The organism is Pseudomonas sp. NPDC089734, assembly GCF_044748865.1.
In the GTDB taxonomy this organism is placed as follows: domain Bacteria; phylum Pseudomonadota; class Gammaproteobacteria; order Pseudomonadales; family Pseudomonadaceae; genus Aquipseudomonas.
In genome coordinates, this window is sequence record NZ_JBIVGV010000022.1 from 1 (window position 1) to 23,186 (window position 23,186).

The following is a 23,186-nucleotide window of genomic DNA, read 5'->3' on the forward strand; positions in this document are numbered from 1 at the left end:
CCGGAGTACATGGTGCCGACCCATTTCGTGGTGCTGGACGCGATGCCGCTGACCGGCAACGGCAAGCTGGACCGCAAGGCCCTGCCGAAGCCGGATGCCAGCCAGTTGCAGAACGGCTACGTGGCACCAGAGAGCGAGCTGGAGCAACAACTGGCAGCGATCTGGGCGGACGTGCTGAAGGTCGAGCAGGTCGGTTTGAACGACAACTTCTTCGAGCTGGGTGGTCACTCGCTGCTGGCGACCCAGGTGATTTCCCGCATTCGCCAGCAACTGAATGTCGAGCTGTCGTTGCGTCACCTGTTTGAAGCCCAGAGTCTGGCCAGCTTTGCCCAGGCGGCGGATCAGGGGCAGGGGAGTCAGGCTCCCGGTTTCGTGAAGGCGGACCGCAACCAGCCGTTGGGCCTGTCCTACGCTCAGCAGCGCCAGTGGTTCCTCTGGCAACTGGAGCCGGACAGCACGGCCTACAACATGCCGGCGGCCTTGCGCCTGAGCGGCGCTCTGGATATCGACGCGCTGGAGCAGAGCTTCACGGCCCTGATCGCGCGTCATGAAACCCTGCGCACCACTTTCCGCCAGGACGGTGAGCAGGCGGTGCAGGTCGTGCATCCGGCCTCGGTATTCACGCTGCCTGTCGAGCATGTACCGGCGGGCCAGACACTTGAAGCCTGTGTTCAGCAGGAAGTGCAGCGTGCCTTCAATCTGGAGCAAGGGCCGCTGCTGCGGGTCAAGCTGCTGAATCTGGCCGAAAACGAGCATGTCCTGATCCTGACCCAGCACCATATCGTGTCCGATGGCTGGTCGATGCCGATCATGGTCGACGAACTGGTGCGCCTCTACGAAGGTTACAGCCAGGGGCGCGAGATCGATCTGGGGGAGCTGGCGATTCAATACGCCGATTACGCCCTGTGGCAGCGTACCTGGATGGAAGCCGGCGAGCAGGCCCGACAACTGGCGTACTGGAAAGAGCAACTGGGCGACGAGCAACCGATTCTGGAGTTGCCGACCGATCGTCCGCGCCCCGTGGTGCAGAGTCATGCCGGAGCACGTCTGGGCATAGAGCTGGACAATGCTCTGGTCGACAGCCTGAGAAACGTGGCACGCCAGGAAGGCGTGACGCTGTTCATGCTGTTATTGGCCTCGTTCCAGAGCCTGCTGCATCGTCATTCGGGTCAGAACGATATCCGGGTGGGCGTGCCGATTGCCAACCGCACCCGCGCCGAAACCGAAGGGCTGATCGGGTTCTTCGTCAACACGCAGGTGCTGCGTGCCGAGTTCGATCTGCACACCACGTTCAGTGAGCTGTTGCAGCAGGTCAAACAGACGGCCTTGCAGGCCCAGGCTCATCAGGAGCTGCCGTTCGAGCAACTGGTGGAGGCCTTGCAGCCACAGCGCAGTCTGAGCCACAGCCCGTTGTTCCAGGTGATGTTCAACCACCAGACCCAGAACAGCGCCGACGTTCACGAGCTGTCGGGCCTGAGCATCAGAGGCCTCGAGTCGGACAGCCATGCGGCCCAGTTCGACCTGAGCCTGGGCACGACCGAGCATGCAGAAGGGCTGAGCGCGGGGTTGACCTACGCCACGGCGCTGTTCGACAGCACCACCATCGAACGCATGGCCGATCATTGGCTGACGTTGCTGCGTGCCATCAGTGCCAATGCCCGTCAGCGGGTGGCCGAACTGCCGATGCAGAGCGAGGCCGAGCGCCAGCTGATTCTGCAGGGCTGGAATGACAGCGCGGCGGCTTACCCGAGCGAGCAATGCCTGCCAGCCCTGATCGAGGCTCAGGTTCAGGCCACGCCGGACGCCCCGGCGCTGCTGTTGGGCAACGAACAACTGACCTATCGCCAGCTCAATGCCCGCGCCAATCGCTTGGCCCACAAGCTGCGCGAACTGGGCGTCGGCCCGGATGTGCTGGTGGGCGTTGCGGTTCAGCGCAGCCTGGAACAAGTCATCGGGCTGCTGGCGATTCTCAAGGCAGGCGGTGCCTATGTGCCGCTGGACCCGGATTTTCCTCAGGGCCGCCTGGCTTACATGATTCAGGACAGTGGCCTGCAGTTGCTGCTGACCCAGATCGCTCTGCGCGAACGTCTGCCGATTCCGGATAGCGTCCAGAGCCTCTGTCTGGATCAGGGCGATGAGTGGCTTGCAAGTTACAGCGACAACAACCCGATCAGTCAGGCCCGGCCGGACAATCTGGCTTACGTGATCTACACCTCGGGTTCGACCGGCCTGCCCAAGGGCGTGACCATCGGCCATCGGGCACTGGTCAACTTCCTCGTCAGCATGGCCGACCAGCCGGGGCTGAAGGCCGAAGACAAGGTCTTGTCGCTGACGTCGCTGTCGTTCGATATCGCCGGGCTGGAGCTGTACCTGCCGTTGTTGCGTGGCGCTTCGGTGGTGTTGCTGCGTCCCGATGAAAACAAGGACCCGCAAGCCTTGCTGGCGGTGATCCGGCAACAAGGCGTCAGCGTGATTCAGGCCACGCCTTCGACCTGGCGCATGCTGCTGGACAGCGCGCCGGCAGGTGCCTTGCACGGCAAGACCGTGCTGTGCGGCGGCGAGGCCTTGAGCGTCGAGCTGGCCCAGCGACTGATCGATCAGGCCGGGCATGTCTGGAACGTCTACGGCCCGACGGAAACCACTGTCTGGTCGGCGCGCCACTACCTGACCCGTAGCGACGATATCTGGCTGGGTCGGCCACTGGCCAATACCCGACTGCATGTGGTCAGCGACGCGATCGATGTGTTGCCGATCGGCACGCGGGGCGAGTTGCTGATTGGTGGCGACGGTCTGGCTCGCGGCTATCACCAGCGACCTGCGCTGACCGCCGAACGTTTTATCCCCGATCCGTTCGGGCCGCCCGGTTCGCGCTTGTACCGCACCGGCGACCTGACGCGCTATCACGCCGATGGCGTGATCGAATACGTCGGGCGTCTGGACCATCAGGTGAAGATCCGCGGGTTCCGCATCGAGCTGGGCGAAATCGAAGCCAGGCTCCTGGAACACGCCGATATTCACGAAGGGGTGGTCATCGATATCGACGGTCCGGCCGGCAAGCAACTGGTGGCCTATCTGGTACCGGCAGAGGGTGCTCAGTCCCCGGATGCCCTGCGTGACGAACTCAAGGCGCATCTGCGTGCCGGCCTGCCGGACTACATGGTACCCAGCCACTTTGTCTGGCTGGAGCAGATGCCGCTCACGCCGAACGGCAAGCTGGACCGCAAGGCGCTGCCCAAGCCCGATGCCAGCCAGTTGCAGCGTACCCATGTGGCACCAGTCTCCGAGCAGGAGCGGCAGATCGCCGATATCTGGGCTCAGGTGCTCAAGGTCGAGCGGGTTGGCCTGACCGATGACTTCTTCGAGCTGGGTGGCCACTCGCTGCTGGCGGCTCAGCTCATTTCCAGAATCCATTCAAGCCTGGGGATCGATGTACCCCTGCGCCTTATTTTCGAGAAACCGCAATTGAACGAATTTATCCAGGCATTTGAGCACAGCGGTTTGTCGCTGACCGAGGACGGTTTGTCCGATATCGAGAAAATGATGAACGAAATGGCGGGTATCTGACATGGAAAAGTCTGCAGCAGAACGTATCGCCCAGCGCTTCGTGGGCCTGCCGGTGGAGCAGCGTCGCCAGATCCTCGCCAAGATGAGCGAGACAGGTCAGAGCTTCAGGTTGCTGCCCATCGCCGTGACCCGTCATGACGTGCCGCGCATCCCGCTGTCCTATGCCCAGCAGCGCATGTTGTTCCTCTGGCAACTGGAGCCGGGCAACATCGCCTACAACGTACCGATGGCGGTGCGCCTCAATGGCCCGCTGGATGAGCGCTGCCTGGCCCAGGCCCTCGATCTGTTGGTGCAGCGTCATGAAACCCTGCGTACCCGGTTCGTGTCCGTCGACGGTGAATTCCATCAGGAAATCCTTGAGCAGCCAGCGGTCGCGCTGGAAGTGGCAGCAGCCACCTCCAGCGATGTCGAGGCTCAGGTCAAGGCCGAACTGCAGGCACCTTTCGACCTGCTGAGCGGCACGTTGCTGCGGGTCAAGCTGTTCCGCCTCAACGAGGCCGAGCACGTACTGACCGTGTGCATGCATCACGTGGTGTCTGATGGCTGGTCGGGTGAGCTGCTGATTCGCGAATTCGTCCAGCTTTATCAGACCCAGGTTTCGGGGCAGGCAGCACAATTGCCGCCCCTGGCGATTCAATACGCCGACTACGCCATCTGGCAGCGCGCCTGGCTGGAAGCCGGGGAGGGCGAGCGTCAACTGGAATACTGGAAACAGCAACTGGGCACCGAGCACCCCTTGCTGGAACTGCCGCTGGATCATGAACGTCCGGTCCAGCCGAGCTATCGCGGAGCGGTCGTGCGGGCCGATATGCCGGAAAGACTGTCTGCCCAGCTCAAGACCCTGGCGCGCAACAACGGCCAGACCGTCTTCATGCTGACCCTCGCAGCACTGTCGGTGGTGTTGTCGCGTTACAGCGGCCAGGCCGATATCCGCATCGGTGCGCCGAATGCCGGCCGTACCCGCAGCGAGCTGGAAGGGTTAATCGGTTTCTTCATCAATACCCAGGTGCTGCGCATCCAGGTGGATGAGCGCCAGACCTTCGTCGAGTTGCTGGATCAGGTGAAAAACGTGGTGATGGGCGCGCAGTCCCATCAGGAACTGCCGTTCGAGCATCTGGTGGACGCCCTGGCACCTGAGCGTAACCTGGGTCACAACCCGCTGTTCCAGTTCAAGATCAACCAGCACGTCTATTCGGGCGACGAGGGCGATACCGGTTCTTCCGTCGCCGGGCTGACCGTGGCCGAGTTCCCGATGGGCGGCGGCGATGCGCGTTTCGACCTGGCCTTTGACTTCACCGACACACCATCCGGGCTGCGTGGCTATTTCACCTATGCCACCGACCTGTTCGAGGCTTCGACCATCGAGCGTATTGCCGCATCGCTGCACAGCGTACTGGAGACGCTTGTGGCGCATGCGGACGAGCGTCTGGCCGATCATCCTCTGGCCGTTGCAGCCCCGGTTACACCTCGTGCAGCCGACTTCGTCAGCACCGATTTCCTGAGCCTGTGGCAGAAAGGTCTGCAAACCGGTCAGGGTAAACCGGCGTTGCGTGTGGGCCAGCAACTGCTGAGCTATGAAGAACTGGAACAGCGATCCAACCAGCTCGCCCGTTACCTGCAAGGCGAAGGCATTGCCGCGGGCATGACCGTTGCGCTGTGTCAGGATCGTTCGGTGGAGTGGGTGGTCAGCCTGCTGGCCGTGCTGAAGCTGGGCGCGGTGTACTTGCCGCTGGACACTCAGCAGCCGGCCGAACGCTTGCAGCAATTGAGCAAGGACAGCGCTGCCGTGCTGCTGATCCATGCCCGTGGCGATGACAAGGCCGCGAACCTCGGCGTCTGCCCGGAGCTGGCCTATGACGCCAGCCTGTGGGCCGATGTCGATGCAAGCCCGCTGAACATTCGGGTGCTGCCGGAACAACCGGCCTACATCATCTACACCTCCGGTTCCACCGGGCAGCCCAAGGGCGTGGTCATCAGCCATGGCGCGCTGGCCAACTACCTGCAAGCGGTGCTGGAGCGCCTGTCACTGAGCGCCGGGGCGAGCATGGCCATGGTGTCCACCGTGGCGGCGGACCTGGGGCACACGCTGCTGTTCGGCGCCCTGGCGTCCGGTCGTCAACTGCACCTGTTGTCCCACGAACAGGCGTTCGATCCCGATGGCTTCGCCGCTTACATGGCCGAGCATCGGGTTGACGTGCTGAAGATCGTCCCGAGCCATCTGCAAGGTTTGTTACAGGCCGCGAAGTCGGCCGATGTCTTGCCGGGCCAGTTGCTGATTCTGGGTGGCGAAGCCAGTTCCTGGGCTTTGATCGAGCAGATCAGGAACCTCAAGCCGGGCTGCCGGATCGTCAACCATTACGGCCCGACCGAAACCACGGTCGGTATCCTGACCCATGAAGTGCAGGAAAAACTGGATGCCTGTCGCAGCGTACCGGTGGGGCAGCCGCTGGCCAATGGCAAGGCACGGGTACTGGATGCCTGGCTGAACCCGATGGCCGAGCGTGTCGCCGGTGAGCTGTACCTGGGCGGTCGCGGTCTGGCGCAGGGGTATCTGGGGCGGGCAGCGATGACCGCCGAACGTTTCGTGCCGGACCCTGAGGGCGATGGCGAGCGTCTGTACCGTGCCGGTGACCGGGCGCGTTGGGTGGACGGTGCTCTGGAGTATCTGGGCCGTGCCGACGATCAGGTGAAAATTCGCGGTTACAGGGTCGAGCCAGGCGAAGTCGGCCAGGTCTTGCAAGGTCTGGACGGCGTGGCCGAAGCCGTGGTGCTGGCGCTGCCGCTGGAAAGCGACGAATCGCGCCTGCAACTGGTGGCCTATTGCGTGGCGACGGCAGGCACGACGCTTGAAGTCGAAACACTGCGCGAGCAACTGACCGCCTGCCTGCCGGAGTATCTGGTACCGGCGCAGTTCGTGGTGCTGGAGCGCCTGCCGCTGACCGCCAACGGCAAGCTGGACAAGCGTGCCCTGCCCAAGCCGGGTGTGGTCAAGCAGCGTTACACCGCACCGGTGGGCGAGATCGAGGAAAAACTCGCGGCGGTCTGGGCCGACGTGCTGAAGCTGGAGAAGGTCGGCACCACCGACAACTTCTTCGAGCTGGGCGGCGACTCGATCCTCAGCCTGCAGATCATCGCCCGGGCCAAGCGTCAGGGCCTGAAGCTGAACCCCAAGCAACTGTTCGAGAAACAGACCATCGCCCAGCTGGCGACGGTGGCCAAACTGATCCAGAAGAAACCGGCTACGGTGGTGGAGCAGGTCAGCGGCACCTTGCCGCTGCTGCCGATTCAGGCGCGTTTCTTCGAGATGGAGATTCCCGAGCGCCATCACTGGAACCAGGCCGTGATGCTCAAGCCGACCCGTGCTCTGGAGGCCAGCCATCTGCTGGCGGCCTTGCAGGCCCTGATCGAGCAGCATGACGCCCTGCGCCTGGGCTTTGCCCAGCAGGACGGCCAGTGGCAGGCGACCTTCGGGGCGCTGAACACCCGTGACCTGCTGTGGGAACACGAACTCAATGACCTGTCGCGCCTGACCGAGCTGGCCGACGAGGCGCAACGCAGCCTGGACCTGAAGAACGGCCCGTTGCTGCGTGCGGTGCTGGTCAACCTGCCTCAGGGCGAACAGCGTTTGCTGCTGGTGATCCATCACCTGGTGGTGGACGGCGTGTCATGGCGGGTGCTGCTGGAAGACCTGCAACAGGCCTATGTCGCACTGAACACCGGCAAGGCGTTGGCGCTGCCGGCCAAGACCAGTTCGATCAAATCCTGGGCCGAGCAGTTGCATGCCTACGCCCAAAGCCCGGCGCTGGAGCAGGAACTGGCGTATTGGCAGGCGCAGTTGCAGGACGTCAGCGATGCCTTGCCGAGCGATCATGCGGACGGTGGTCAACAGCAGAAACACGCCACTTCCGTAACCACTCAATTGAGCAGCGAACTGACCCGCCAGTTGTTGCAGGAGGCCCCCGCGGCCTATCGCACCCAGATCAATGACTTGTTGCTGACGGCACTTGCCCGTGTGATCAGCCGCTGGACCGGTCAGCCGGATGCCTTGATCAAGCTGGAAGGTCATGGCCGTGAAGACCTGTTCGATGATGTGGACCTGAGCCGCACCGTGGGATGGTTCAGCAGCCTGTATCCGGTAAGACTCACTCCGCATGCAGCGCTGGCCGATTCGATCATGTCCATCAAGGAGCAACTGCGGGCCATCCCGAACAAGGGGATTGGTTACGGCGTGTTGCGTTACCTCGGTACGGAATCTGCCCGGCAGAGCCTGCAACAACTGGCGCAAGGCAGCATCGTCTTCAACTATCTGGGCCAGTTCGATGGCAGCTTCGATGCCAGTGACGCGCTGTTTGCACCGTCCGGCGAAGGCAGTGGCGCCTCCCAGAGCAGCGAGGCTCCGCTCGCGGCACCGATCAGTATCAATGGTCAGGTTTACAACGGTGAACTGCGCCTGAGCTGGAGTTTCAGTGGCGCCGTTTTCGAGCGTGACACCGTGCAGCGTCTGGCCGACGAATATGCGCAGGAGCTGCAACAACTGATTGCCCACTGCACCACTGAAGGGGGAGCCGGGGTGACGCCGTCCGACTTCCCGCTGGCGGGCTTGAACCAGAAGCAACTGGCTCGCGTGTCGATCAACCCTCGCGATATCGAAGACATCTACCCGCTGTCCCCGATGCAGCAAGGCATGCTGTTCCATACTCTTTTTGAAGAAGAGGCGGGCAACTACATCAACCAGATGCGGGTCGATGTCACGGGGCTGGACGTCGGACGCTTCCAGGCCGCCTGGCAGGCGACCGTGGATGCCCATGAAGTGCTGCGCAGTGGTTTCGTCAGCCATCTGGAGCGCTCGCTGCAAGTGGTGCAGCGCCAGGCTGTCGTGCCATTTGTCGAGCTGGATGCCCGAGGCCAGTCCGAGGCCTGGCTCAATGACTGGGCGCAGGCTGACCGGCAGAAGGGCTTCGACCTGGCTCAAGGTCCGCTGTTGCGTCTGGCGGTCCTGCGCACCGGCGACAACACCCATCATCTGATTTACACCAGCCACCACATTCTGATGGACGGCTGGAGCAGTTCCCGCCTGCTGGGCGAAGTGCTGCAACGCTACAGCGGCCAGCCGATGCCGGCGCAGAACGGTCGTTATCGCGACTACATCGAATGGCTGCAACGCCAGGACGCCCAGGTCAGCGAACGCTTCTGGACTGCCCAGGTGGCCGGGCTGGACGAGCCGACCCGCCTGGTTCAGGCCCTCAAGTCCACGGCAGGCGGCCAGGGCTATGGCGATTATTTCCACCTGATCGATGCGACAGGCACCCAGCGCCTGAGCGACTTTGCCCGCGAGCAGCGGGTGACGCTCAACACCCTGGTGCAGTCGGCGTGGCTGTTGCTGTTGCAGCGTTATACCGGTCAATCCAGCGTGACCTTCGGTGCGACCGTGGCAGGGCGTCCGGCGGACCTGCCGGGTGTCGAGGAACAGCTTGGTCTGTTCATCAACACCTTGCCGGTGATCGCCAGCCCGCGCCCCGAGCAGACGGTGGCCGACTGGGTGCAACAGGTGCAGGCCAAAAACATTGCCCTGCGCGAGCATGAACATACGCCGCTCTATGAAATCCAGCGTCTGGCCGCCACCGCAGGCGAAGCGCTGTTCGACAATATTCTTGTGTTCGAGAACTACCCGGTGTCTGAAGCCTTGCAGCAGGCTTCTCCGGACGGACTGGCTTTCAGCGGCCTGATCAACCAGGAACAGACCCATTATCCGCTGACCTTGGTGGCGAACCTGGGCGAAGCGCTGTCGTTGCGCTTGAGTTATGACCGTCAGCACTTCAATGACGAGGCCGTGACCCAACTGGCCAGCAACTTCCAGCACCTCTTGCAGGCACTGGTTCAGGACCCGACTGCGGCGATTGGCGAGTTGTCCTTGCTGGACGCTGAACAACAGCGGCAGATCCTGCGCGAATGGAATGCCACTGCCGCCGAATTCCCGGGCGATCAGTGCATTCAGGCACTGATCGAAGCTCAGGTGGTGAAAACGCCTGATGCTCCGGCGTTGATCTTCGGCAGCGAACAACTGAGTTATGCGCAACTGAACGCCCGGGCCAATCAACTGGCCCACAAGCTGCGCGAGCAAGGCATTGGCCCGGATGCGTTGGTGGGCATCTGCATCGAACGCAGCCTGGAACTGGTGATCGGCCTGTTGGCGATTCTCAAGGCCGGTGGTGCTTATGTGCCGCTGGATCCGGATTATCCGCAGGATCGTCTGGCCTACATGATGGAGGACAGCGGCATTGATCTGTTGCTGACCCAGACGTCATTGCTGGAGCGCCTGCCGGTGCCTGACCGGGTGCAGAGCCTGTGTCTGGATCAGGAGGGTGACTGGCTGGAGGGTTACAGCCTTGATAACCCGGTCAATCGGACTTATCCGGAAAACCTGGCCTATGTGATCTATACCTCCGGCTCCACAGGTCAACCCAAGGGTGCGGGCAATAGCCATCGGGCTCTGGTCAACCGTCTGCACTGGATGCAGAAGGCCTATGGGCTGGATGCCAGCGATACCGTGCTGCAGAAGACACCGTTCAGTTTCGATGTATCGGTCTGGGAGTTCTTCTGGCCGCTACTGACCGGCGCACGCCTGGCCATGGCCTTGCCGGGAGATCATCGGGATCCGGAGCGTCTGGTGCAGACCATCGCCCAGCACAACGTCACGACCCTGCACTTTGTTCCTTCGATGTTGCAGGCGTTCATGACCCACGAACAGGTGGAGAGTTGCCACAGCCTGCGTCGTGTCGTGTGCAGTGGTGAAGCCTTGCCGGCCGAACTGGCATCGCAGGTTCTCAAGCGTCTGCCACAGGCAGGCCTGTTCAACCTGTATGGCCCGACTGAAGCAGCCATCGACGTGACTCACTGGACCTGCACGCCGGAAGACACCCTGAGTGTGCCGATCGGTCAGCCGATCGATAACCTCAAGACACATATCCTGGATGGCGGCCTGTTGCCTGCGGCGCGTGGTGCCGCGGCCGAGCTTTATCTGGGCGGTGTCGGCCTGGCACGTGGTTATCACAACCGTGCGGCCCTGACGGCCGAGCGCTTCGTTCCCGATCCGTTCGACGAGCAGGGTGGCGGGCGTCTGTATCGTACCGGCGACCTGGCCCGTTACGACGAGGAGGGTGTGATCGACTATGCCGGGCGGATCGACCATCAGGTCAAGATCCGCGGGCTGCGCATCGAACTGGGTGAGATCGAGGCACGGTTGAACGAGCATCCAGATGTGCGCGAGGCGCATGTGATCGATATGGACGGCCCGAGCGGCAAGCAACTGGTGGCCTACTGGGTCGCCAGCGACGCTTCCCGCGATGCCAATGGGCTGCGTGACGCATTGAGGGAGCATCTCAAGGCGGTATTGCCGGATTACATGGTGCCAGCTCATCTGGTACCCGTGCCGGTCATGCCGCTGACGGCCAACGGCAAGCTGGATCGCAAGGCATTGCCCAAGCCCGATGTCAGCCAGTTGCAACAGGGTTATGTCGCACCGCGCACCGATCTGGAAGAGCGTCTGGCCCGTCTCTGGGCGGATGTGCTTAAAGTCGAGCGGGTTGGCCTCAATGACAACTTCTTCGCACTGGGTGGCCATTCGTTGCTGGCGGTCACGCTGGCGGGAAGGATTCGCGAGGAGTTCGAGGTGTCCATCAAGCTGCATGACTTCCTGTTGATGCAGACCCTGGGCGAACTGGCCGATTTCCTGCGTGCAGGCGAGGCGAAGGTCAAGTCGGCGGTGATCCGCATGAACGCTTGCCAGTCCGATCGGGCGCCGTTGTTCTGTCTGCCGCCGGGTGGCGGTGGCACTTACTCCTACTACCCGCTGGCCGGCAGGCTGAGCGAAGAGCGCCCGGTGTACGGTCTGGTCAACAAGGCTTATGTCGTGCCGGGCTGGTTCGACCGGTCATGGGACGAAATGGTCGCTTACTACGTCGAGCAGATCAGGCTCACCCAGCCTGCAGGCCCATACAACCTGCTGGGCTGGTCGCTGGGTGGTGCCTTGGCCATCGATGTTGCCCATCTGTTGGAACGTGACGGCGACACCGTGAACTTCCTGGCGTTGGTGGATTCGATGTTGCCCGCGTCGGCAGGCCTGACCTGGATTGAAGAAGATCCTGAAGTCCGGGCCCGGAATCAGGATCAGAACCTCTTCCAGAGCCTGATCCAGAGTCTGGTGGCATTCGTGCCGGGCCTGGCCCGTGACAGCGTCGTCGCATTGATCGAAAGCGCCAGGGCAACGCTCACGGATGAGCGCGAGATCGCTGACCGGGTCATCGATCAGGTTGCCCTGGATGCCGGTATCGATGCCGAAAAACTGCGCAGTGTGTTCCAGGACATTGCCATTCAGGACGAGATCGAAACCGGCTACAAACTGTTGCATGCCAACGCCGTGTTGGGTGAGTCTTTCACCCTCAAGACGCTGGATGTGAAGGTCGATTGCTGGTGGGCAGGGCAGAGCCGTGAGCAGGATCAGATCCTCAAGGCTCAGGCCGTGGTTCAGGCGCAGTGTTCGGTGAATGGCCTGAGTTGCTCGGTTACGGTGGGTGAGCGTCACGACAATATCGTGATTGCGGATGAGTTTCTGGAAAGCGTCTGTGCGCGCTTGAAAGCGCATCCGTAGATAACGTCCCGGGGCGAGTAGGAGCGAATTCATTCGCGAGAGGCCGGTGAATGTTCATGGCCTTCTTCGCGAATGAATTCGCTCCTACTGTGGTTAAGCCTAGAAATCTCCGCGCAATGTCAGCATGAAGTTGCGCGGATCTCCGTAGTAATTACCCCGGTCAATATCTCCCGTCGCCTTGTAATACTTGCGATCCAGCAGGTTATTGCCGTTGAGGGCTACGCTCCAGTTTTCATCGATCTTCCAGGACGCCCTGGCATCCCAGATTGCGCGGCCGGGGTTTCTGATGGCGACTGTCGATTCGGACTCCGAATAACCACTCTGGGCCGAGACACCGGCCCCCAGCGTCAGGCGGTTCCAGTCACCGGGGAGGGTGTAATTGCCGGTCATGCGGAACAGGTGTCGAGGCGTTTCCGAAGAGATGGATTGCCCGTCGCTGCCACGGGTCATATTGAAGGTGTAGCCTGCCACGGTCTGCAGGCCGGGCAAGGGTTCGCCGCTGGCTTCGATCTCGAATCCCTTGCTGCGACGGATGTTGCCATTGGTATAGCAGGTACCGTAAACATCATTGCTCAGGCATTCGCCCTCATTGGCGGAGTCCTCCACCGCAACGTCCTTTTGCTTGATGTAGAACAGTGCCAGAGAGACGTTCAGGCGCTTGTCGAACAATTCCCCCTTGATCCCTGTTTCATAGTTGGAACCTATGGCGGGATCGAGCAGAGCACCGGATACATCCCGATAACCGCTTTGTGGCAAAAAGATGTCGGTGTAGCTGGCATACAAGGACCAGTTGGCGTCCAGGTCGTAGATCACGCCGGCAAAGGGGGTGAGCTCATGTTCTTCCTTGGCCTTGCGTGTCACGCCTGCGGCCTGGGTCTGGTAGTCATACCAGCTGACGCGTCCACCCAGGACCAGGCTCAGCGACTCCGAAAGATGCAGGCGCAGATTGGTGTAGGTGCCATAGCGTTTGTCGCTGAAGTCGGTAATGGAACTCCAGGCCGGGCGTTGAGGTTCGGCCACCGCATCATGGTCGGGGTTGAAAATATCGATTGCCCGATTGATCGTGACGGTGGCTTGTCGGGAGCGGCGCTCCTGTTCTGACCAGTTGGCACCGAGTGTCAATTGATGTTCCAGGCCGAAGGCGTCGAAATGGCCATCCAGATGGGTATCGATGCCATTGCTTTGCAGAGTGTCCGAGCGGAACAGCGCTCTGGTGATGCGTGAGCCGGTCAGTGTCGTGGGGTCTACGGCCCCCTGGGCATAGGCGACCTTTTGATCGAATGAGCCTGTCGAGTGGGTTGTGGACAGTTTGCCTGTCCAGGTGTCGTTGAAGTGATGCTCCAGCTCGCTGAACACTTCATCGGTCTGTGTCTGGTGACGGTTCCAGTCCTGCGCCAGCGATGTTGAGCGTGACAGGTTTATGGCACTGCCATCGCTGTAGCGGGGCAGGCCGAAGATCGAAAAGCCCTTGATATCGGCGCTCTGGCGGCGCAGGCCCACGGCCAGGGTCGTATTGTCGTCCAGATCGGTTTCGAGAATGCCATAGAGCAACGGTGCCGAGCGCTTGATGTCATCGATGAAGTAGCTGCGGTCGGAGTAGGACGCCACGAAGCGGCCACGAATGCTGCCCGAATCGTTCAGTTTGCTGCTGCCATCCAGATCGACCCGGTAGTTGTCCCAGGTCCCGGCGCGGGTGGTGATGGAGAACTGCGGGATGGCCGTCGGTCGTTTGCGAATCAGGTTCACGGTTCCACCCGGATTGCCCGCGCCGATCAGCAGCCCGGCCGCACCTCTGAGGATTTCCACATGGTCGTAGATCTCCATGTCGGGCGTCATCCAGCCGGTCACGCTGTAGCCCTGGCCCGATACGCCGTCGATGGTGTAGCTCTCGTCTTCCATGGCGAATCCACGGGAGCTGAAGACATGGGAGCCGAAATTGCGTTGTGAAAAGGTAATACCTGTCGCCTGGGCCATCACTTCGTCCAGGCTGTACAGGTTCTTGTCGTTCATCAACTGGCGGGTCACGACACTCACGGATTGAGGAATTTCCCGCAGGGACTGCGCACTTTTGGTGATGCTCACGGCGGAAGAGGTGTAAGACCCCGAGCCTTCGGTGATCAGGCCTGCCGGTGGCGCCTGGATCGACATGGGTTTCAGGCTGAGCGGTTCTGGCACAGCGGTGAGTGTCAGGGTGTTGTTCTGAAGGCTGTAAGGCAGCCTGGCCTGTTCGAGCAGGTATCTGGCGGCCTGTTCGGGCGTGAACCTGCCGTGCAGGGCCTGGCTGGTCTTGCCTTGTATGGCGTCCGGGTTGTACAGCACTTGAAGGTCACCCTGACGGCCCAGTTCGTTCAAGGCGCTGTTCAAGGGTTGTGCCGGGATGTCGAATTCGATTTCCTGAGCTTCGGTGCCTGCGGAGAACGTCAGGATCAGAGTGAAGCCGATCATCCTTATTGCAGGCCCGGACTTGAACGGCAGACGGATCGGCAAGGGATGCCCGGGGCTTGATTGCATGGTGATGGCTCTTTCAATCGGTAACGCAGGGTAAACCATACCGTGGTACGGAGGCACTGCCCGAATCATCCTTTACGGGGCGTTTTTTCAGCGTGGCGTGTCATCTGAGTCGATACGAATGAGGGCGCTGATTATTTAATGAATTCTCTCAATCGAAAGAGGGTGATGACTTGAGAAAGGCGAGTGCCCGTCAATAAAAAAGACCAAGGGTTGCCCCCTGGTCTTCAGGTCTTGCGGCGGATCGGTTCATCCGCAGGCCTTGTACGGGATCAGAAGTCGCCGCGCAGGGTCAGGACGTAGCTACGGGGTTCGCCGTACAGGTTGGAGCGATTCAGCGCCACGGCGGTGGTGTAGTACTTGCGATCAAACAGGTTCTCGGCATTCAGGGCAACGGTCCAGTGCTCATCGATCTTCCAGGCAGCACGTGCATCCCAGACTGCACTGCCTGCAACGCCTAGCTGATTGTTGGAGGGAACGCTGTAGCCGGAGTCCGCAGAGACGCCTGCGCCCAGAGTCAGGCGGTTCCATTCACCCGGCAGGTTGTAGCTGGTGTTCAGGCGCAGCATGTGTTTCGGCGTTTCATAGGCGACCTCCATATCGGAGCTATTTTGCAACCGGTTGAAGGTGTAACCGCCGAAGACCTGTAAGCCAGGCAGCACTTCGCCGCTGGCTTCGATATCGATACCTTTGCTGCGTTTGATACCGCCCTGGATGTAGCAGTAATTGTCGGAGCCTCCGGTGGCGCAATTTTCTCCGCTGGCCAGATCGGTGTAAGCAACGTCTTTCTGCTTGATATAGAACAGGGCCATCGACAGGTTCATGCGCTTGTCAAACAGCTCGCCCTTGATGCCTGTTTCATAGTTGGAACCAACCGCCGGGTCTAGTGGCGCATTGTTGATATCCCTGTAAGAGGCTTGCGGAGTGAAGATATCCGCATAACTGGCATACCACGACCAGCTATCGTTGATGTCGTAAATCAGGCCAGCGAACGGAGTAAATTCTTGAGTCTGTTTGGAGTTATACGGAAGAGACGGACCGTATTTGACATTGTAGTCATACTCGTACCAGCTGAGTCGTCCGCCCAGTACAAGGCTCAACGGTTCGCTCAAGTGAATGCGGGCGTTGGCGTAGAGGCCAGCTCGCTCTTCAGTCGATACATAGTCGGCCGTCCAGGCTGGACGTGCCGGTTTGGCAAATGAGTTGGCGTCGACATCAAAGACATTGACGGCGTTGGTGCCGGGGGCAGGCGTTACAGAGACTGTTTTGCTGTCGGCTCGTTGTTTCGACCAGTCGGCCCCCAGGGTGACCTGATGGGACAGGCCGAAAGCGTCGAAATTGCCTTCCAACTGGTTGTTAAAGCCGATGCTGTTGACTTTATCCCGGCGGAACAAGGTTCTGAGGAAAGTGGAGCCGGTCAGTGTTGTCGGGTTAATGGCTCCTTGTGCATAGGCAATGGCCTGATCGAATCCACCTTCTGAGTAGGTCATCGAGGTCTTGTTGAGCCAGTTATCGTTGAAGCGGTGCGAGACTTCAAAGAAGGCTTCAGTCATGTCGTTTTCGAGGCGGTTCCACTTGGGAGCCAGGTTCGTCGAGCGCGAAAGATCCAGTGACTGCCCAGTGCTATAGCGTGGTAGGCCGTAGATCGAGTAACCGTTGATGACCTTTTCCTGGCGGCGCAGGCTCATGGTCAGGGTGGTGTCGTCGCTCACGTCGGCTTCGAGGATGCCGTAGAGCAGAGGTGTACGGCTGTTACGGTTATCGATATATGAGCCGTTGTCTTCATAGGCCGCAACCATGCGCCCACGTACGCTACCCGAATCATTGAGCTTGCCGCTGCCATCCAGATCGACGCGGTATTGATCCCAGGAGCCGGCGCGGGTGGTGATGGAGAACTTGTTCTCGGCAGTAGGGCGCTTGCGTACCAGGTTGACCGCACCGCCAGGCTGGCCTGCGCCGACCAGCAGGCCGGAGGCTCCGCGCAGCACTTCGACACGGTCATAGATGGCCATGTCCGGCTGCATCCAGCCGGTGATCTGGTAGCCCTGACCGCCCATACCGTCGACCAGGAAGCTTTCCGCCAGCAGCGAGAAACCGCGGGAGGTGTACACGTGACCGCCAAAGTTGCGGTACTGGAAAGTGATGCCTGGTGTGTCTTCCAGCACTTCGCTCAGGCTGGTCAGGTTTTTGTCGTCCATGACCTGACGTGTGACGACAGTAACCGACTGCGGTGTTTCACGCAGCGATTGCGCTGCACCCTTGCTGATGCTGGTCGCTCCAGTGGTGTAGGAGCCAGTACCTTCCGTGGTTGTCCCCAGGTATTGCGAGTCAATTGCGGTCGGGGCCAGGTTGATGGCTGCCGAAGCACTTTGAGCGCTCAGGGTCAGGACGTTGCCTTGCAGGCTGTACGTCAGGCCCGCTCCGGCAAGCAGTTTCCCCGCTGCTTGTGCTGGAGTGAACTTGCCCTGTACGGCACCGCTGGTCTTGCCTTCTACATCCGCCGGGCTGTAGGCCACGCGCAGACCGCCCTGGCTTTCCAGTTGACTCAGAGCGCTGCTCAACGGTTGAGCCGGAATGTTGAACTCGATTTCCTGGGCCTGGACCTGGGCTGCCATGGGCAGGCTCAGTGCAAGGCCGATGGCCGCCATGGCGGGCCTTGGGCGGAACATCCTGCTGATCAGCAGGGCCTTGCTGAGCGGTGTGAGTCGTGACGGTGTGTACATGGATTGGCTCTTTCTAGTTGGTATTGGCAAGGAGATAAAGAGCGTTGTTCAGGTCTGCCGGGGCAAACGATGTTCAACTTATCGGGCGCAAGGCGTGAGGACGGATGCACGCACAGGTTGCTGTAAGAGAGAACGAAAATGTCTCTCGTTTATTTAATGAATTTTTCACATTTGCCCTGAGAAAGATGGCGCAAGGCTATTATCGGTAAGGCCCTTGATGCCGGGGCAAAAAGAAGCCCCGCTCACGGTGCTACCCGGGCGGGGCTGTTCAGTGTCGGGGAATAGGTTTTATTCAGGCCGATACCTGTTCGGGCTGCACCTGCTCCACCTCGATCTTCCCGGCCTGCATGCGCACCAGTTGATCGGCGATCGGGAAATACCGGTCATCGTGGGAGATGACGATGATGGTCTTGCCCTGCTGTTTGAGTTCGGGCAACAGCTCGGTATAGAACACGCGGCGGAAGGCCGGGTCCTGATCCGCTGCCCACTCGTCGAACACCAGTACCTGGCGCTCATCCAGCCAGGCATTGATCAGGGCCAGGCGCTTGCGCTGTCCGGTGGACAGGTCAGTGGTGGTGAAGGCGCCATCGCGGATGCTGACCTTGTGCGCGATGTCCAGGCGTTCCAGGTATTTACCTGCGTCGGCAGGGACCTTGGCTTCGCCCGGAAGCGGTTCGTCGAACAGGTGGTAGTCCGCGAAGATCGTGGTAAACAGTTGGCGATAGTCGTCCAGCTCCTGAGGCATGACGGCCTTGCCATTGAGGCGGATCTCGCCTTGCTGGGGTTTGTACAGGCCCAGCAGCAATTTGATCAGGGTGGTCTTGCCGCAACCGTTTTCGCCGACGATGAACACGATATCGCCCTGCTTGATGCTCAGGTTGACCGGGCCAAGATGGAACGACTCGCTGCCTTCGACAGGGGGGTAGTCATAGCGCAACTGGTGCAGCTCCAGCGTCTGCATGTTGGTCAGTGAGTTGGGGCGGTCGCTGACCAGCAGATGCGGCTCGGGGCTGGAGAATTTCCACGACAGTTCGGCAATACGGCGCATGGCGATCTGGGCGCGGCTGATGCCGGGCAGGGCGGTAATCAGGCGTTCCAGAGGGCCTTTCATGTACAGCATGACCAGCACGAAACCGCCCAGCACGGTTTTTTCGGTGGAGGGCCACAGGGCCTGAAAGGTGATGGCAATGCCGATGACGGCAAAGAACAGCATCGATCCGAAGGTTTCGGCGCTGATGAAGATATTGGCGGCACGCACGTTCGACTTGCAGATACGTTCGGTCGCGCCGTGGATCTGGGCGTCGAGCATGTGCTGGCGACGCTTGCGCTGGATGCGCAGTTCCTTGGCACCTGCGGACAGGGCCTGATAGTGCTTCTGCAACTCGTCCTCGCCGTTACGTGCGGCGATGATGCTGCGGGTTCCGATATGGTGAGCCAGGTACTGTGCGCCGGTGCCCAGCGCAACGGTCAGGACGGTCAGTGCCAGAATCTGCCAGGACAGCAAGGCCAGGTAGGTCAGGCAGCCCAGGGTGACGGTGAACGAAATCACCATCGGTGCCACCGACAGGGCAAAGGTGCTGATGGTATTCACGTCATTGAGCAGCACCGGAATCAGGCGATGCGAGCGATAACGTTCCAGTTGCTCGATGGGGGCGACCAGCACCTTGGCGGCCAGCTCACGGCGCAGGTTGGCGACCACGCGCTGGCCGACATAGTTGGTCGACAGGTTCGAGACGGTGGAGCAGCCCAGGGTCAGGACGCACAGGCCGGCAAACAGCAGGGCAGTCCGGGTGTCGGGGCCGTTCGGCATGTTCATCGCGTTATTGATGGTGGCCAGCAGGGCGGTCACGCTCAGGCCGCTGACAACCCCCAGCACGGTCGAGAGAGCCACCAGCCACCAGAATGGCTTGAGGATCCTCAGGGTTTCCCTGGCGAGGCTTTCTGATTTGAGGGTCATGGTGTCTCTCGTGGTTGTCCGTTGAAGCGGCCCTTGTCTCCGGACGCGGGCCTGAAAGAGGCGTCAGAGTTCGCGTGCGACCCGGAAGCCCAGCCAGTCGCCCCGTACATCGGGCTTGCGGCTGTTGCGGTTGCCGGAGCGCGAGAAGATCGGCGCTTCGGTCCAGTCGTTGCCGCGGATCATTTTCCAGCTGCAATCACCGGCCAGCCAGGCACTGCCATCGGTCGGTGCGCCGTTGTAGTTGCTGGTCTCACAGTCGGCGGTCCATTCATACACGTTGCCGTGGGCGTCATAGATGCCGAAGGCATTGGGGCTGTAGCTGCCGGCCGGTGCCGTGAAGCTGAAACCGTCTTCCGGGCCGTAGGTGTTGGCATGTTTGGCGATGCCGTATTGCTTGCCTTCATCCATGGGGAAGGGGAACGGGCCGGTGCTGCCGCCACGGGCTGCATATTCGCGTTCGGCTTCGCTCACCAGACGGTAGGACTTGCCGGTTTTCTTCGAGAGCCAGGCGGCATAGGCCTTGGCTTCGTTCCAGTCCATGCACACCGCAGGCTGGCGGTCGGTCAGCGGATAGCGCGGCTTGCCGGCCTTGCACTCGCGACCCGGGCGGGTGTCGCCATCGGGCATCTTGTAGCCGGTGCTTTTGAGGTAGGCATTCCACTCGCCGCTCAGCACCTGGAAGTGGCTGATGGCGAACGGCTTGGCGAAGGTGACTTCATGCAGCGGCCCTTCATCCGGCTGGCGGCCCAGTTCGCTTTCCGGTGCGCCCATGGTGAAGGTGCCAGCGGGCAGTACGACCATTTCCGGGCAATCCTTGCAGTCCTTGAACACCTTGCCCGGTTCGGGCGTGGCGGCCATGGCTGCTCCGGGCAGCAGCACGCCCAGCAGTGATGTCAGGGACAGGGTGTACAACATGTTTTTCATAACGGGCCTCAAGGCAGAAAACTGAAAACGGGTGACGGGCATCTGCTGCGGATGCCTGTCATGGGCGTTGGCCGAGAATGGCCAGAAAGCGGTCTATCTCGGACCGGGTATTGAGCAGGCACGGAGCGGTGCGTACCACCGGGCCGATATCGCGATCCACGGCATCGACCACGATGTGGTTCTTCATCAGCCCGGCCGCCACCTCGTCGCAGTTGCGACCCTTGACCCTGAAGAAGCTGAAGCCCGACGACAGTTCTGGAGCCATGGGTGTCACCAGTTCGATGTCCGGCAGTTCTTTCAGGCGTTGTTTGATATAGGTGTTGAGTTCATGGATGCGGGTCTGAACATCGGCCTTGCCCAGTTGTAGGTGCAGCTCGAAGGCCTTGTCCACCGCCCAGCGGTGCTCGAAGGAGTGGAAGCCGCCCGGGGTCATGATCGTGCCGAAGTTGGTGGCCTCCGAAAAACTCGGAATCAATGGCGTGACATCCTTCAATTGTTCCGAGCGGGCACAGATGATGCCGGTGCCTCGCGGGCCGAACAGCCATTTATGGGTTCCAGCAACGAAGAAGTCGCAGTTCATGGACGGGAAATCGACGTTCTCCACACCAAAACCATGCACGCCGTCGATCACATAGAGAATGCGGTCCTTATCGTCGCGGTTGCGGTTCTTTTCTGCGACCAGAGCGCCGATCTCACCGATGGGCAGTTTGACGCCACTGCCCGACTGCACCCAGGTCATGCCCAGTACGCGGGTTTCGGGGCGAATGTTCTGGGCAATGTTGCCGATGATCTCGTCGACCGAAACGGTGCTGGAGTCCTTGAACAGGCGGATCTTGCGGACCTGGGTACCTTCTCTTTTCTTGCGCGAATTGAGGATGTTCCGGGTGCAGAAGTGCTCATGCTCGGTGGTGAGAATCTCCTGATCCGGGCGCACATGAATGCCGCCGTAGATAATGGCAAGGCCTTCGGTGGTGCTGCCGGTCAGGGCGATCTGTCCGGGTTTGGCATTGAGGTACTTGCCGGCCCACTCTCTGACCTTGTCCTCGCGGCGGCTGGTTTCCTGCAGGTCCCAGTCCATGGCCAGACCGGGGTTGCGGTCGATATTGGCCCGGTGTTGTTCAATGGCATCGCGCACCGGCTTGGGGTGCGAGGTGATCAGGAAGTTGGCGAAGTGGATGTAGTCCGGGTCCTGATTGAACAGCCCGCGCAAGATGGCCCATTTGTCCTTGGGGACCAGCTCGTTGGTGGCCGCCATGGCTGCCGGGTTCAGCGTCGCGCCCATGGGCAGGGCGGCAGCCAGGATGCCTGCCTGTTTGAGAAAGGTTCTGCGGTCAGTCATGAGAGGCAATACCTGGAAATTCAGTGATCAAGCCGTAGGCGTTCATGGGTGGGCGACCGGTTTGGCCGCGCTCTGGACTTGCTCCCAGACGCGCAGGAAGTTGCCGCCCCAGAGCTTGGCGATGTCGGCTTCGGCATAGCCGCGTTCGATCAGCTCCGCCGTCACGTTGCGTATTTCGCTGACGTCCTTGAAGCCATCCACGCCGCCGCCATCGTTGAAGTCGGAACTGATGCCCACATGATCGATACCGATCTTTTTCACGGTGTAGTCGATGGCATTGACGAAGTCCTTGACCGTGGCCTTGGGTTCTTCTTCAAGAATGGCGTACAGCTTGCTGGCGTAAGCGCCGAAGCGTTGTTCCGGCCAGACAGTGATGATCGCGTCGCCGGGCATCAGCGCCATTGCCAGGTTCGGCAGCGGTGGCAGGTCGAAGTCCTTGCGCAGCTTGTTGAGCTTGTTCAGGGTCGGCTGGCTCAGGGGGCGCAGGTAGGCGGGGAAGGCCACGACCTGCACAACGCCACCGCTTTGCTTGATGAGTTGCAATTCCTCATCGCTCAGGTTACGCGGGATATCCACCAGCGCCCGTGGGGCAGAGTGCGATGCCACCATGGGCGTGCGGCTCAACTGGCTGACTTGTTCCAGGCCTTTGGTGGACATCTGCGATACGTCGATGATCACGCCCAGATCGTTCAGACGATGCACTGCCTGCTTGCCGATCTCGGACAGGCCGCCCAGCGGGTCCTGGGAATCATTGAAGAACGGCAGCGGGCGCGAGGAATCTGCCCAACTGTTGTTGCCCACGTAGCTGAAGCCGAACATGCGCATGCCGCGTGCCGTCCACTGGTCCAGCAGATTGATGTCATTGCCCAGCGGGTAGGCGTTGAGCATGCTTATGAATATCGCGAACTTGCCTTCGCCGTGCAGGCGACGCATGTCGTCCGGGGTGTAGGCGATCCCGACCTGATTCGGGAAGTCGCGCACCATGCCGGTGATGATCTTGTAACGGACTTCCTGCTGATGACGGGCTTCGTCCACAAAACCGGGCGTCGGACGATGCGGGGCATTGGGGCCGTTCCAGATTTCCGGCCAGCCGAATACCGTCAGTGCAGCCCCCGAGAGGCGTCCACGGCCTGCCTTGACCAGGTCGAATTGTCCTGAGCCGTCCTTGTCCGCTTCATGACGTTCGCTGCCGAACTTCAAGGGCACAGTGATGTGGCTGTCGAAGGAAATGATTCGATCCTGCAGCTCTTCGGCCTGCTTCATCACCTTGACCGGGTAGCCTGACGGCGACCAGTAGTTCCAGGCCAGGAAGCCTGCGCCTGCACTGATGGCCAGAGCCAGGGGCAGGCCGATGAAAAGAGCCTTTTTCCAACGCGGTTTTGTCATTGCCATCTCTTTCAGGTTCGCAGTTCAGAAGCAGGCACAAGGGCCTTTGCTATCTGGGGAGAACGAGTGGATGGCGGAAAAATTTAGCCGCGATGCATGAGCGCGGTCTGGTGCCCTAAATTTCTCCGATGACGCTAC

At 60.8% G+C, this 23,186-nt stretch carries 8 protein-coding genes; 2 read left to right on the top strand and 6 right to left on the bottom strand.

The window, feature by feature from the left end:
• Together ACIPY9_RS21940 and ACIPY9_RS21945 are read left to right on the top strand one after the other, a co-directional pair.
• On the top strand, positions 1 to 3,564 hold a 3,564-nt coding region (locus ACIPY9_RS21940), incomplete at its 5' end, for an amino acid adenylation domain-containing protein (RefSeq protein ID WP_400706447.1).
• 1 nt (position 3,565) lies between these two features.
• Positions 3,566 to 12,211: an amino acid adenylation domain-containing protein gene (locus ACIPY9_RS21945; RefSeq protein WP_400706450.1), complete on the top strand. Its 8,646-nt coding sequence runs from the start codon at positions 3,566 to 3,568 to the stop codon at positions 12,209 to 12,211.
• A 99-nt stretch (positions 12,212 to 12,310) separates the two neighbouring features.
• Here ACIPY9_RS21945 and ACIPY9_RS21950 read toward each other — a convergent pair whose 3' ends face one another.
• The 6 genes from ACIPY9_RS21950 to pvdM form a co-directional block, all read right to left on the bottom strand.
• Positions 12,311 to 14,656, bottom strand: coding sequence for a TonB-dependent siderophore receptor (locus ACIPY9_RS21950; RefSeq protein ID WP_400706593.1), 2,346 nt, complete (start codon positions 14,654 to 14,656; stop codon positions 12,311 to 12,313).
• A 335-nt stretch (positions 14,657 to 14,991) separates the two neighbouring features.
• Positions 14,992 to 17,442, bottom strand: coding sequence for a TonB-dependent siderophore receptor (locus tag ACIPY9_RS21955; RefSeq protein WP_400706453.1), 2,451 nt, complete (start codon positions 17,440 to 17,442; stop codon positions 14,992 to 14,994).
• Between the two features lie 292 nt (positions 17,443 to 17,734).
• Positions 17,735 to 19,399, bottom strand: coding sequence for a cyclic peptide export ABC transporter (locus ACIPY9_RS21960; RefSeq protein WP_400706456.1), 1,665 nt, complete (start codon positions 19,397 to 19,399; stop codon positions 17,735 to 17,737).
• A 63-nt stretch (positions 19,400 to 19,462) separates the two neighbouring features.
• Complete coding sequence (locus ACIPY9_RS21965) at positions 19,463 to 20,323, bottom strand: formylglycine-generating enzyme family protein (RefSeq protein ID WP_400706459.1); 861 nt, start codon at positions 20,321 to 20,323, stop codon at positions 19,463 to 19,465.
• A 58-nt stretch (positions 20,324 to 20,381) separates the two neighbouring features.
• Positions 20,382 to 21,662, bottom strand: a complete 1,281-nt coding sequence (locus ACIPY9_RS21970; protein WP_400706462.1) for an aminotransferase class V-fold PLP-dependent enzyme — start codon at positions 21,660 to 21,662, stop codon at positions 20,382 to 20,384.
• 42 nt (positions 21,663 to 21,704) lie between these two features.
• Complete coding sequence (pvdM, locus tag ACIPY9_RS21975; protein ID WP_400706465.1) at positions 21,705 to 23,048, bottom strand: pyoverdine-tailoring dipeptidase-like protein PvdM; 1,344 nt, start codon at positions 23,046 to 23,048, stop codon at positions 21,705 to 21,707.
• Between the last annotated feature and the right edge of the window lie 138 nt (positions 23,049 to 23,186).